Origin of the sequence: Caulobacter vibrioides (genome assembly GCF_002858865.1) — a bacterium.
Taxonomy (GTDB): Bacteria; Pseudomonadota; Alphaproteobacteria; order Caulobacterales; family Caulobacteraceae; genus Caulobacter; species Caulobacter vibrioides.
In genome coordinates, this window is record NZ_PJRR01000004.1 from 140,571 (window position 1) to 152,812 (window position 12,242).

Sequence of the window (12,242 nt, forward strand, 5' to 3'; positions counted from 1 at the left end):
GAACGGGACTGAGCTTGCGATCGCCGCGAAAGAGTGTTCTCTAAATGTTCACGTTTTGGGTGATGCTTTCTATTGTATCTGATCGGATACAAAGCTATGATCGAGATCGTAGAAACTGTTGCGTTCAGGGCTTGGCGCGCCGGCTTGCGAGATCCGCAAGGGCGGCGGGCGATTTCCACTCGGCTGGCGCGTCTGGCTCAGGGGCTGTTTGGAGACTTTCGGACAGTCGGCGAGGGCGTTGGCGAACTGAGGATCCATGTCGGACCGGGCTATCGGCTCTATTTTGTCCGACGCGGCGATGTGTTGATCATTCTGCTGCACGGTGGCGACAAGGGTTCCCAAGCCAGGGACATCGAAAAAGCCAAGATGATCGCGAGAAGTCTTTGATCTCTGTGGAGATGGACGAGGAGCCCATGGTTGAACTGGTTCGCTTTGATCCTGTCGAAGAGATCGACAACGCCGAGGCGGTCGCCGTGTTTCTGGCCGACGCCTTCGATACGGGTGACGCCGACTATATCCAGCACATGCTGGGTCTGATCGCTCGCTCCAAGGGGATGGCCGAGGTCGCCGAGAAGGCCGGCTTGGGGCGCGAGAGCCTCTACAAGGCGCTGAAAGACGGCGCTTCGCCGCGTTTCGACACGATCTTGCGTGTGGTCCACGCCTTGGATCTGAAGTTGGCCCTGGTCAGCGCGGCCGAGGCCAATAGCGCCGAAGACGCGGACGACGAAGCCGCCGCCTGACCCTCTGGCGCCTGCGCCCAGCGACGCTCTATAGGACGCCCATGAGCGCAGACGCTTCCAAGCCGCCCCTGCTGGGCACGGCCCGCGAGTGGACGATCGACCTGTCGGTGGCGGTCGTGATCGGAATCCTGCTCGGCCTGATGGGACCCTTCGGCAGCTTCTTCAACGACGGGCCGGCGGTGCGCGTCGCCTACTGGGTCTGCAGTATCCTGTTTGGCACGGTGGTGTTCGGAACGCTCACACGCCTGGGGACCGCCGGGGCGCGGCGGCTGGGAACTCCGGACTGGGCGGTGCTTCCCCCCGTCATCCTGGTGGGGACGGTGCTTCTGGGCGCGCCTCTGCGCCTGTTCGCCATCGCCTTCTGGCCCGGCGTGGTCGAGGCGGTGCCGCTGACGGCGTGGTTTGGCCAGTGCCTGGCGATCTCGACGCCGCTGGTCGTGGGCGCCTACTTCCTGCGGGCGCGACAGGCCGGGCAGGCGTCCGCGCGCCCGGCGGTGATCCCATCCTTGGCGTCAACGCCGTCCGACGCGACGCCCAGCGCCGACACCAGCAACGTCCTCTATCTGCGGATGGAAGACCACTATGTCCGCATCCGCACCGAACAGGGCTCGCGTCTGGAGATGGGGCCGTTGGCCAGGGTCACTGCGATGCTGACCGGGATTGAGGGGCTGCAGACCCATCGCTCCTGGTGGGTGGCGCGGCGGGCGATTGCGGGCGTCGTGCGTGACGGTCGCAACCTGCGTCTGAGGCTGGTCGACGGCGAGACCGCCCCGGTCAGCCGCGCCTCGGTGGCCAAGCTGCGAGCGGCGGGCTGGCTGGCGGACGACGCGGAGTAAATTCCTCCGCGACCGGGTGTCGCGGCGGGGCGCGGCGCGCGGTGAAATCAGGTGTGAAAGGCTTGGAAAAATCTCGCGACAGAACGCCGCGATTTCGTCCGTGAGGCGAACCTGCCGCCAGGGTTCTTAACGCTGTAACGCCGTTCGAACCGCCTTCCAGGCCTCGATTTTCTCGATTTCTTGCGGCCAAATGGCACGCTGAAAACACCCGCCTGCGACGCCTGCGACCAATGTGTTCAGGGGCTCCGACGCGGCTTGCACCCGATTCGCAAATCAGATTAACCATTCCTCCGACGGGAAACATTCACCATTAACCAGTCTTAAATTAACTCTCCGGCAAAGTGGCCGAAGGGTTTCACCGGCGGACTCCCGCCAAAGACGTTCGAATACGCCAGTGTTGGCGTGGAGGGGCTCATGCGCGTACTGTTGATCGAGGATGACAGCGCGACTGCGCAGACCATCGAACTGATGCTGAAGTCTGAAGGCTTCAACGTCTATACGACGGATCTGGGTGAAGAAGGCGTCGATCTGGGCAAGATCTACGACTACGATCTTATCCTACTCGACCTCAATCTTCCGGACATGAGCGGCATCGATGTTCTGCGCACCCTGCGGGTCGCGAAGATCAACACGCCCATCATGATCCTGTCGGGCTCGTCGGAAATCGACACCAAGGTCAAGACCTTCGCCGGCGGCGCCGACGACTACATGACCAAGCCGTTCCACAAGGACGAAATGATCGCCCGCATCCACGCGGTGGTCCGTCGTTCGAAGGGTCACGCCCAGTCGGTCATCAAGACCGGCGACATCGTGGTCAACCTGGACGCCAAGACGGTGGAAGTGAACGGCAACCGCGTTCACCTGACCGGCAAGGAGTACCAGATGCTGGAGCTCCTCTCCCTGCGCAAGGGCACGACCCTGACCAAGGAAATGTTCCTGAACCACCTGTACGGCGGCATGGACGAGCCGGAACTGAAGATCATCGACGTCTTCATCTGCAAGCTGCGCAAGAAGCTGGCCGCTTCGGCGCACGGCAAGCACCACATTGAGACGGTCTGGGGCCGCGGCTATGTGCTGCGCGACCCGAACGAGCAGGTCAACGCCGCCTGAGTCGTTGGAATTCAGGCAGCGTATCTGTAGAACCCACCCAGAAACGCCCACCCAAAAGGTGGGCGTTTTCTATTTGAAACCATAAGGTTACGCTTCGCCTACCCGCGAACGGGAACCTTGGTCGTGACAAAAAGACAAAGGCGCGGAATAGTCCGTTCCGCCGAGCGCAAGGGCCGAGACGGTCCGGCGTAACGCTTGCTGGGGGGCTTCCCAGCCGTGTCATTTTGGCTTACGCGGCATCGACACCGACGGGGGACCGATGCAAGAATTCGATCCACGACGCAGCGCGACGCGCTGGGCGCCGCGGGTTTTCACAGCGGTCGCCGGTCTGGCCGCTCTGGGCCTGGGCTGGAAGCTGACTGCCGATGACGCCAGCGCCCCCCTCGCCAAGGCGCCGCTGGACCCCGCCGCTCTTGTCGCCTTGCAGCACATCGCCTTCGCCAGCGCCGAGGCTCAGCCCGGCTTTGAACGTCCCGAAAACATCGAGGTGAAGGTCCGCCCCGGCGAGACCCTGCAGGGCGCAGTGCTGCGCACCGGCGTCGCGCCCGAAGAGGCCCGCCAGGTCGTGGCGACGCTGCAAGGCGCCATCGACACCGTCAACATCAAGGCCGGCATGGCCTTCGAGGCCGCCGTCGCCCAGCGCCGCAGCCAGCGGGGGCCCGCGCGCCTGGTCGGTCTTTCGATGCGCACCAGCCCGTCCTCGACCCTGACCGTCTCGCGCACCTTCGACGGCGCCCTGCGCCTGCGCGAAATGGAAGAAGAGGTCCGCGACGAGCAGCAGGTGGCCTGCGGCGAGATGAACGGCTCGTTCTACGAGAGCGTGGCCAATGTCGGCGGCACCCCGGCGGTGATCAGCCAGGCGGCCAAACTGTTCTCGCACAAGATCGACTTCTCGCGCGACATCAAGGAAGGCGACCGCTTCTGCCTGATCTTCGACCGCAAGGTCACCGAGAGCGGCCGCACCATCGAGGCCGGCGACCTGGAATATGCCGAGGTCAAGGGCCAGAAGTTCTACGCCTTCGACCGCAAGGGTGAGAACGGCAACAGCCAGTTCTTCGACGAGACCGGCAAGAACATCAAAGGCTTCCTGCTGCGCACGCCGGTCGACGGCGCGCGGATCACCTCGAAGTTCGGCCTGCGCCGCCACCCGATCCTGGGCTACAACCGTGCTCACCAGGGCGTCGATTTCGGGGCCGGCACGGGCACACCGATCCTGGCCGCCGGCGATGGCGTCGTGCTGGAGGCGCGCCGCTGGGCCGGCTACGGCAATTGGCTGCGCATCCGCCATTCGGGCCAATGGGACACCGGCTATGCGCACATCTCGCGCTACGCCAAGGGCATCAAGCCGGGGACGCGGGTGCGTCAGGGCCAGGTCGTGGCCTATGTCGGCTCCACGGGCATGTCGTCGGGCCCGCACCTGCACTACGAGGTCTGGCTGAAGGGGCAGCGGGTCAATCCGATCGGCGCCAAGGTGCCGCAAGGCACCATCCTGGCGGGCGCGGAGCTGGCCTCGTTCCGCTCGCAAAAGGCCCGCATCGACCGGATGCTGGCTGAAGGCGGCGCGGCTGTCAGCAACGAGGACACCCCCAAGCTGGCCGCCGCCGACATCGAGAAGGCCAAGACCAGTCTGCGCTAGGGACTGGCTTAGTTGTGGGCGCGAAAACGCCGATATCGCAAAGCCCAAACAACGCGTCATCCCGGAAGCCTCGAAGAGGCTATCCGTCGGGAGGGCAAAAGAAGGGCTGTTACGGGTTCGGCTTTAATGGCGCCGCAGGAGGCGTCCTCGCCCTTCGACAAGCTCAGGGTGAGGACGACTGTCAGCGTCGGCGCGCACAAAATCCTCATCCTGAGCTTGTCGAAGGACGAGGATTTCCCTCCGCATGCGAGCCCGCCCTCAACGCGACTACAGCCAAAGAAAATGATCTCCGTTGATTGAGCACAGTCCCTAGGGTGGAGAAGCCAATAGCCGCCTGAACCACTCGACGCGGTAGCGTTTACAGAGCGATCAACCTGTGCGAGATTTCGAGCCTCAGAGGAGCAGGTGATGCGCGCTTTCGCCGAAGATCTCAGGGTCATTACGCACTTGGCGTGGGCGCTGCTTGTTGTCCTGGCGGTCCTGTTCTTCTTCACCCCGATCCTCGTGTTCGCCGGCGTCGCGTTGTTCGCAGTCTTGGGCGTCATGGGCGCCGCCGTCGCGCCTCTGTTGAAGCCACCCGCCTAAGGGCCTAGAACGCCGGCACAAAGATCATCCATCGCCGCTCCGCCTCGCGCAGGGCGGCGATGTCTTTTCCAGGCCGCGCCTTGCCCTCTTCCACCCACCTCTACAGCAACCGCCGCTTCGTCGTCGGCGTGGCTCTGTTCTGCTGCCTCTTATGGGGCAGCGCGTTTCCGGCGGTGAAGGCGGGCTATGCGCTGCTGCATGTGGCCAAGTCCGACACCGGCGCCCAGATGCTGTTCGCCGGCTGGCGGTTCTTCGCGGCGGGGCTGATCCTGCTGGTTCTGGCGGTGGCGAGCCGCAGGCCGATCGCCGTGCCCCGCGCCCAGATCGGACGCCTTATGGGTCTGGGCGTTTTCCAGACGACCTTGCAGTACGTGTTCTTCTATATCGGCCTGGCCCACGCCACGGGCGTGAAGTCGTCGATCATGAACGCCACCGGCGCGTTCTTCGGCGTGGTGCTGGCCCATTTCCTGTTCCCCAATGACAAGCTGACGCCGCGCAAGGTGATGGGCTGTCTGCTGGGTTTCGCCGGCGTGCTGGCGGTGAACCTGGGCGGGAAGGGGTTCGACTTTGAGTTCAGTCTGCTGGGCGAGGGCTTTGTGGTCGCCGCCGCCTTCGTGCTGGCCGCCGGCTCGATCTGGGGCCGGGCGATCTCCCAGACGATCGACCCGATGGTGATGACGGGCTGGCAGCTGGCCATCGGCGGCGGCGTGCTCTTGGCGATCGGCGCGGTGGCGGGCGGCCATCTGGAAGCGTTCGACGCCCGCTCGCTGGCGCTGCTGGCCTATATGGCCGGGCTGTCGGCGGCCGCCTTTGCGCTGTGGAGCCTGCTGCTCAAGCACAACCCCGTGGGCCTGCTGGCGGTGTTCAACTTCCTGATCCCGGTGTTCGGGGTGCTGCTGTCGGCGTTGTTCCTGCGCGAGCCGGTGCTGGCCTGGAAGAACGCCGCCGCCTTGGCGCTGGTATGCGGGGGGATCGTGCTGGTCACGGGACGGGCGCGAAGCCGCCAGGGCTAAGGTTCCCGTAGCGACAAACGCCGTGTCATCCCGGAAGCCTCGAAGAGGCTATCCGGGACCCAGGGGGTGACAAGACGCCGTGCGGACCGCCCCTGGGTCCCGGCTCTCCGCTACGCTACGGCCGGGATGACACAGGGATAGCTGTCGCTACTCCACGCCCGCCACAGCCAGCAGGGCCGCCAGGCCCACCTGCATGCCCTTCAGGCTCTCGTCCTTGGTGACGTCGATCCACTCATCGAGCGCATGCGCCCGGCCGCCGCGGAAGCCCGCGCCGATGGTCAGGGCGGGCACGCCAAGGCTCATGGGGATGTTGGAGTCGGTCGAGCTGGCCTGATAGGTCGGCTTGTAGCCCAGGGCCTTCACCGCGCCGGCCGTCAGGGCGACGATCTGAGTGCTGTGCGGCGTGGCGCCGGCCGGGCGCTCGCCGATCACCTTGGCCTGGTAGCTGACCGCGCCGTTCTTGGTGGAGCGGGCGGCGTTCTCGCCGGCCACGGCCTTGTCGAAGATGCCGATCAGCGTCTGGTCCAGCTTGGCCAGTTCGGCCGCGCTTTCCGAGCGCATGTCGAACTCCATGAACACGTCGTGTGGGATCGAGTTCACCGAGGTGCCGCCGCCCGTCACACTGGCCGAATAGGTGGTCTTGGGGGTCTTGGGCGGCTCGATCGCGTAGAGGTCGGTCACCGCCTTGGCCATCGCCGCCATCGGATTGACGATGCCGAACGCGCCATAGCTGTGGCCGCCGGGCCCCGTGAAGGTCACGCGATAGCGCTTGGAGCCGGTGCCCTGGTCGACGATCTGGTCGGGATCGCCGCCGTCCATCGAGAAGAAGGACGTGATCCGGCCCTTGTAGGGGCCCTTGTTGAACAGATAGCGCACGCCGCGCAGGTCGCCGGGGCCTTCCTCGCCGACATTGCCGACGAAGAGAATGTCGGCCTTGGTCTTGATCCCGGCCGCATCCATGGCCCGGACATAGGCCAAGAGGGTCGACAGCGCGCGGGTGTCGTCGCCGATGCCCGGCGCCATCAGCTTGGTCCCCTCACGGCGCACCTTCACGTCGGTGCCTTCGGGGAAGACGGTGTCCAGGTGCGCGGCGATGACCACGAACGGGCCCTTGCCCTTGGTGGCCGTGCCCGGACGCACGCCCATGACATTGCCCTCGGCGTCCATCTCGACATTGGTCAGGCCGTGGGCCTTCAGCATCTCCAGATACGCCTTGGCGCGCTGCTCTTCCTTGAAGGGCGGGGCGGGGATCTCGGTCAGGGTGATGATGTCGGCGACGGTGCGGTCGAAGTCGGCGTCCAGCTTGGCGACGGCCTTCTTGAAGCCGGGCGAGGCGACGATCTTGGCGACGGCCTTGTCGGCGTCAGCGGCCTTGGGCGCGGCCATGGCGGGCGCGGCGACGAGGACGGCGGCCAGCGCGAGCAGGGAGGCAGTGTGGCGGAGCATGCGGCGAATCCTTGAGCTTCGCGCGCACCCTAAACCGTCATGCCGAGCAAAGCGAAGCTGGGTCCGAGCTTTCAAAATCCTCGTCATCCCGGAAGCCTCGTAGAGGCTATCCGGGACCCAGGGGGTGAAGAAACGCCGTGCAAGCCGCCCCTGGGTCCCGGCTCTTCCCCCGGCTTTCGCCGGGGTGCGGCCGGGATGACGATTGGCTTTTTAGACCTTCAAGACCGCCTCGCCGCCCACCCAGGGATCGCTGATCGAGTCCGCGCCGGTCTCGATCCGTCCGGCCAGACGACGCAGCCAGGTCGGCTCGCCCTCGAGACGCGCGGTGAGGTCGTACCAGCCCTGCTGGGTGGCGAAGGTCCGGGCCACGGTGTCGACGCTCGTGAAGTCCACCTGCCAGGGCTCCTGGCCCAGGATCTCCACGCGCACTTTGCGTGGCGACGGGCGCACGTTGCTGATCGTTAGCAAGAGGCCTTCGGGCGACGGGCGGGCGGCGATCTCGACGCCGACATTCTCGCCGGCCAATCGACGGTGGAAGCCGTTCGGACCCAGAACCCACAGATCATAGGCCCCGGCCGGCCAGACATCGGTCAGGTGCTTTTGCGGTCCCACCGTGTAGCGGCGAGGGACCTGGTCCAGGCAAAGGCGGTCATAGACGTGCAGCACGCCCGCCGCCTGGCCAGCGTTGCTGAACGTCAGGGCGAGGGCGCCGTCGGCGTAGCGTCCGTCCACCGCCAGCGCGTAGGGCAGGGCGCGCGAGGGGCGAGGGCCCTTGGCCTGGGGCGGCGCGACCACCGAGGCCGGCGTCGGCGGCTTGGCGCGGCCCAGCCTGGCGGCGCGGCCCGCCGGTTCGCGCGTGGCGGGCAGGGCGGGGAAGGGGTTGGTGTTGGGCGTCTTGAAGTCGAAGCAGGTCGTCAGGTCGCCGCACACCGCCCGGCGCCAGGGCGAGATATTGGGCTCCATCACGCCGAAACGCTGCTCCAGGAACCGCAGCACCGAGGTGTGATCGAAGACCTGGCTGTTGACCCATCCGCCCCGGCTCCAGGGCGAGATCACGTACAGCGGCACGCGCGGACCCAGGCCATAGGGGCGGCCCATCAGGTCGTCGCGCTCGGACTTGGCCTCGGTGGGATTGCGCACCCGGTGGTGCTCGGCGGCAAGGTCCACCGTCGAGGCGCCGAGCAGCTGGCCCGAGGCGTCGTACGACGGCGGGGCGGGCGGCGGGACGTGGTCGAAGAAGCCGTCGTTCTCGTCGAACATCACCAGGAACACCGTCCGCGCCCAGACCTTGGGATCGGCGGTCAGGGCGTCGATGACGCGGGCGGTGTAGTCCGCGCCCTGGGCGGGGCTGGAGGGGTTCGGATGCTCGGAGTCGGCGGCCGGGGCGATGATCCACGAGACCTGCGGCAGGCGGCCGTTCACGACGTCCTCGCGCAGCTTGTCCAGGTGCCAGGTCGACAGGCCCAGCTGCTTCAGGCGCGGGTTCGAGCCCGGCAGGTCCTTGTAGGCGTCGCGATAGGCCTTGAACCCCGCCAGCGGGTTGTCGGTGAAGTTGTCGGCCATATCCTGGTAGATGCGCCAGGAGACGCCGGCCTGCAGCAGCCGCTCGGGATAGGTGGTCCAGGTGTAGGACTCCTTGGCCCCGCCCTTTTCGGCGAAGTTGTCGTGGCTGTTGGAGATCGACGGACCGCCGGCCTTCCCCAGGCCGTCATTGGTCCCGGTCCACAAGAACAGGCGGTTGGTGTTGGTGCCGGTCTGGGTCGAGCAGTGATAGGCGTCGCAGAGGGTGAAGGCGTCGGCCAGGGCGAACTGGAACGGGATGTCGGCGCGCTGGAAATAGCCCATCGACCAGGGCTTCTTGGCGTCGGGCCAGCGGTCCATGCGGCCCTGGTCCCAGGCGTCCTGGGCGTCGGTCCAGCTGTGCGGCGTGCCCTCGACGCGCATGTGGGCGAAGGTCTGGGCGCTGTTCAGCGGGAAGGGCGCGAGCAGCTTGTCCTTGCTCCAGGCCTGGACGAAGACCGAGCTTTCCTTGCGTCCCGCCGCGTCGCGCACCGGGATCGGGAACCGGTCGCCAAAGCCGCGCACGCCGTTCAGCGTTCCGAAATAGTGATCAAAGCTGCGGTTCTCCTGCATCAGGATCACCACGTGCTCGACGTCCTGGATCGTTCCGCTGCGCACATCGGCGTCGATCGCCGCCGCCCGCGCCAGCGCCGGCGGCAGGGCCAGGGCGCCGAGGGCGGCCAGCAGGCTGCGGCGGTCGAGATGGGGCATGGCGGGACTCCGGTGAACTGCGGCCGGAGGTAGCATGCGGTGTTTGGCGGGCGTGTGACAGGGGGCTATCGCCCGGATGTCTCCGCGGTGTTCTGCGCGGCGTCACGCGCCTCCAGCGCCTTGCGGATGGCGTCATGCGCCGCCTTGTCCAGGGGGTGACCCGTGATCAGGGCGGCGCCCGCCAGCGTCAGGAGCGCGGGCACGACGGCGAAGCTGACCGAGAGCACGCCCAGCGCCAGCGGCGTATTTGCAGCCCCCAGGTCAGCCTTGAAGCCAAAGAGGTCCAGCGCGCTGACGGCGGCGAACACCGCGATGGCCGAGCCGATCTTCACCACCCCGCTCAGCAGGCCGAACATCAGGCCGCTGCGATCCACGCCGCTCCTGAGGCGCTCCTCGTCGCCCAGGTCGGCCATCATGGCGCGCAGCAGGATGGGCCCTGCGCTGTAGGGCAGGCCGGCCAGGGTCATGGTCACGATCCCCCAGGCCAGCCCCTCTGGCGCGATCAGCACGGAGAGCTGCGCCACGGCATAGGCCGCCGAAGCGATGGCCAAGGCGCGATGCTTGCCGATCGCCTGTCCAAGCCGCCCCCAGAGGGGCGCGCCCAGCAGGGCGCCGGTGAAGTAGAGCAGCAGCAGCAGGCCGGCTTCGGAACGGTCCCAGCCGCGAATGGCGTCGAAATAGAAGAAGAACAGCGTGCCGGCGATGACCGGACCCGTCCCCAGAAGAATGTCCGACACGAGCAAGCGCAGGATCGACGGCCGACGGATCAGATCCCAATAGTGACGCCAGGTGGTGGACGTTATGTTCGGCGGCGACGGCGGCTCGTGCACGGCGAACAGCGCCAGGAGAGCGGCCACAGGCAGGCTCAGCACCACGAACCAGCCCATCGCCCGCACGCCCTGCCCGTAGTCGAGCCCGAAGCCGAGCTTCATCAGCGGCGGCATGGCCAGCACGATCAGCATGCCCACGACGGTGAAGCCGTGCCACCAGCTGAACACGCGCGCGCGCTGCCCATATTCCGGCGCCAGCCTGGCCGCCCAGGTGACATGCGCCATGGTCGCCATGGACTGGCCCAGGAACCCCAACACCAGCCAGAACAGGATGTAGTTTCCGTCGATGCCCGGCCGCGCCATGAACAGCATCCAGACCGAAACGACGGCGATGGGCAGACCGGCGACGAGCCAGGGCTTGAACCGGCCAAAGCGCGTGTTGGTCCTGTCGATCAGGAACCCGAGGGTCGGATCCAGCCACAGGTCGAACAGGCGAACGACCCCGAAGGCCAGTCCGATCGCCGTCAGGCCAACGCCCAGATCCGTGGCGTAGTAGTTGGGCAGATAGACGACGACGGGCATGAGCATCGCCGCCACCGGAACGCAGGGCAGCGCAAAGGCCACCAGGCGCCAGGTTCCTAAGGGCCCTTGGCCGCTGTTTGCGCGCTCAGCGCGGATCGCCGCCACTCCCCTCAGTCAAACACGATCACCGATCGCGCCAGCTCGCCGCGCTTGAGCTCGTCGAACGCCGAGTTGACGTCCTCCAGCTTGATGCGGCGCGAGATCAGTTCGTCCAGCTTCAGCTTGCCCGACATGTAGAAGTCCACCAGGCGCGGCATGTCGACCGGGAAGCGGTTGGAGCCCATATAGCTGCCCTGGATGCGGCGCTCGCCCAGGAAGTCGACGCCGTGCAGCTCGATCTTGGTGCCGACCGGGATCATGCCGATGACATTGGCCGTGCCGCCCCGGCGCAGCATCCTGAACGAGGCCTCCGCCGTGGCCTTCAGGCCGATGGCCTCGAAGCTGTGGTGGACGCCGCCGCCGGTCAGCTCGACCACGGCCTTGGCGATGTCGTCGACTTGCGAGGCGTCGACCACGTCGGTGGCGCCGAAGGTCTTGGCCAGCTCCAGCTTCCCGGCCAGGCGGTCGATGGCGATGATCCGGCCCGCGCCCGCGATGGCCGCGCCGTTGATGGTGGCCAAACCGACGCCGCCGCAGCCGATCACGGCCACGGTCTCGCCGGGCCGGACATTGGAGGTGTGCATCACCGCGCCCACGCCGGTCATCACCGAGCAGCCGATCAGGGCGGCGCGGTCGAACGGCATGTCCTTGCGGATGGCCACGCACGCGTGCTCGTGCACCAGCATCATCTCGGCGAAGGACGACAGGTTCAGGAACTGGGCCATCGGGCCGGCGGCGCCGTTCAGGTCTTCCTTGAACAGGCGCGGGCTGTCGCTCTTGCTGCGGCGCGTCTCGGGGCTGATGCAGAGGTTCATATGCCCGGTCAGGCAGACCTCGCAGTGGCCGCAATAGGGGTTGAGGCAGGTGATGACGTGGTCGCCGACCTTGACGGTGCGCACCTCGCTGCCGACCGCCTCGACGATCCCGGCGCTCTCGTGGCCCAGCACGGCGGGCAGGGCGTGGGTGTAGGAGCCCTCGACGAAGTGCAGGTCGGAATGGCAGACGCCGGCGGCCTTGGTGCGGATCAGCACCTCGCGCGGGCCGGGCTTGCCGATGGCCACGGTCTCGATCTCGAGGGGTTTGCCCACCTCGCGCAGAACAGCGGCCTTCATGCTCGTCTCCCTCTTGTTTGAGGGGAGACTAGCGTTCCGTTC

11 protein-coding genes and 2 pseudogenes are annotated in these 12,242 nt (G+C 66.7%); 8 read left to right on the top strand and 5 right to left on the bottom strand.

Features of this window, described 5'->3' with window-relative positions:
- The first annotated feature begins 96 nt into the window (after positions 1-96).
- The 8 genes and pseudogenes from CVUC_RS01025 to CVUC_RS01050 all read left to right on the top strand — a co-directional run bounded on the left by CVUC_RS01025 (position 97) and on the right by CVUC_RS01050 (position 5,920).
- Positions 97-387, top strand: coding sequence for a type II toxin-antitoxin system RelE/ParE family toxin (locus CVUC_RS01025; protein ID WP_096034182.1), 291 nt, complete (start codon positions 97-99; stop codon positions 385-387).
- A 26-nt stretch (positions 388-413) separates the two neighbouring features.
- Complete coding sequence (higA, locus tag CVUC_RS01030) at positions 414-740, top strand: type II toxin-antitoxin system antitoxin HigA (protein WP_096034815.1); 327 nt, start codon at positions 414-416, stop codon at positions 738-740.
- Positions 741-781: 41 nt separating this feature from the next.
- A complete protein-coding gene (locus tag CVUC_RS01035) occupies positions 782-1,576 on the top strand; it encodes a LytTR family DNA-binding domain-containing protein (RefSeq protein WP_096034181.1) in 795 nt (264 codons plus the stop codon).
- A 414-nt stretch (positions 1,577-1,990) separates the two neighbouring features.
- Positions 1,991-2,686: a response regulator transcription factor CtrA gene (gene ctrA, locus CVUC_RS01040; protein ID WP_010920871.1), complete on the top strand. Its 696-nt coding sequence runs from the start codon at positions 1,991-1,993 to the stop codon at positions 2,684-2,686.
- Positions 2,687-2,945: 259 nt separating this feature from the next.
- Entirely contained in the window at positions 2,946-4,322 is a 1,377-nt protein-coding gene (locus CVUC_RS01045; RefSeq protein WP_096034180.1) for a M23 family metallopeptidase, read from the top strand.
- A 147-nt stretch (positions 4,323-4,469) separates the two neighbouring features.
- Positions 4,470-4,559, top strand: a pseudogene (locus CVUC_RS20140) (hypothetical protein); the annotation flags it as partial.
- A 171-nt stretch (positions 4,560-4,730) separates the two neighbouring features.
- Positions 4,731-4,907: a hypothetical protein gene (locus tag CVUC_RS19775; RefSeq protein ID WP_164468208.1), complete on the top strand. Its 177-nt coding sequence runs from the start codon at positions 4,731-4,733 to the stop codon at positions 4,905-4,907.
- Between the two features lie 80 nt (positions 4,908-4,987).
- On the top strand, positions 4,988-5,920 hold the full coding sequence (locus CVUC_RS01050) for a DMT family transporter (protein ID WP_096034179.1): 933 nt from the start codon (positions 4,988-4,990) through the stop codon (positions 5,918-5,920).
- Between the two features lie 51 nt (positions 5,921-5,971).
- Here CVUC_RS01050 and CVUC_RS20145 read toward each other — a convergent pair.
- The 5 genes and pseudogenes from CVUC_RS20145 to CVUC_RS01070 form a co-directional block, all read right to left on the bottom strand.
- Positions 5,972-6,055 (bottom strand): annotated as a pseudogene (locus CVUC_RS20145) (hypothetical protein); the annotation flags it as partial.
- 12 nt (positions 6,056-6,067) lie between these two features.
- A complete protein-coding gene (locus CVUC_RS01055) occupies positions 6,068-7,366 on the bottom strand; it encodes a M20/M25/M40 family metallo-hydrolase (RefSeq protein ID WP_164468207.1) in 1,299 nt (432 codons plus the stop codon).
- A 210-nt stretch (positions 7,367-7,576) separates the two neighbouring features.
- On the bottom strand, positions 7,577-9,637 hold the full coding sequence (locus CVUC_RS01060) for a phosphocholine-specific phospholipase C (protein WP_096034178.1): 2,061 nt from the start codon (positions 9,635-9,637) through the stop codon (positions 7,577-7,579).
- Positions 9,638-9,702: 65 nt separating this feature from the next.
- A complete protein-coding gene (locus CVUC_RS01065) occupies positions 9,703-11,094 on the bottom strand; it encodes an MFS transporter (protein ID WP_096034177.1) in 1,392 nt (463 codons plus the stop codon).
- A 5-nt stretch (positions 11,095-11,099) separates the two neighbouring features.
- On the bottom strand, positions 11,100-12,200 hold the full coding sequence (locus tag CVUC_RS01070) for a Zn-dependent alcohol dehydrogenase (protein ID WP_096034176.1): 1,101 nt from the start codon (positions 12,198-12,200) through the stop codon (positions 11,100-11,102).
- Positions 12,201-12,242: the final 42 nt, after the last annotated feature.

Coding starts and splice junctions, on each gene's coding strand:
- CVUC_RS01025 (WP_096034182.1), top strand. CDS start 97: ATGATCGAGATCGTAGAAACTGTTGCGTTCAGGGCTTGGCGCGCCGGC.
- higA (WP_096034815.1), top strand. CDS start 414: ATGGTTGAACTGGTTCGCTTTGATCCTGTCGAAGAGATCGACAACGCC.
- CVUC_RS01035 (WP_096034181.1), top strand. CDS start 782: ATGAGCGCAGACGCTTCCAAGCCGCCCCTGCTGGGCACGGCCCGCGAG.
- ctrA (WP_010920871.1), top strand. CDS start 1,991: ATGCGCGTACTGTTGATCGAGGATGACAGCGCGACTGCGCAGACCATC.
- CVUC_RS01045 (WP_096034180.1), top strand. CDS start 2,946: ATGCAAGAATTCGATCCACGACGCAGCGCGACGCGCTGGGCGCCGCGG.
- CVUC_RS19775 (WP_164468208.1), top strand. CDS start 4,731: ATGCGCGCTTTCGCCGAAGATCTCAGGGTCATTACGCACTTGGCGTGG.
- CVUC_RS01055 (WP_164468207.1), bottom strand. CDS start 7,366: ATGCTCCGCCACACTGCCTCCCTGCTCGCGCTGGCCGCCGTCCTCGTC.
- CVUC_RS01060 (WP_096034178.1), bottom strand. CDS start 9,637: ATGCCCCATCTCGACCGCCGCAGCCTGCTGGCCGCCCTCGGCGCCCTG.
- CVUC_RS01070 (WP_096034176.1), bottom strand. CDS start 12,200: ATGAAGGCCGCTGTTCTGCGCGAGGTGGGCAAACCCCTCGAGATCGAG.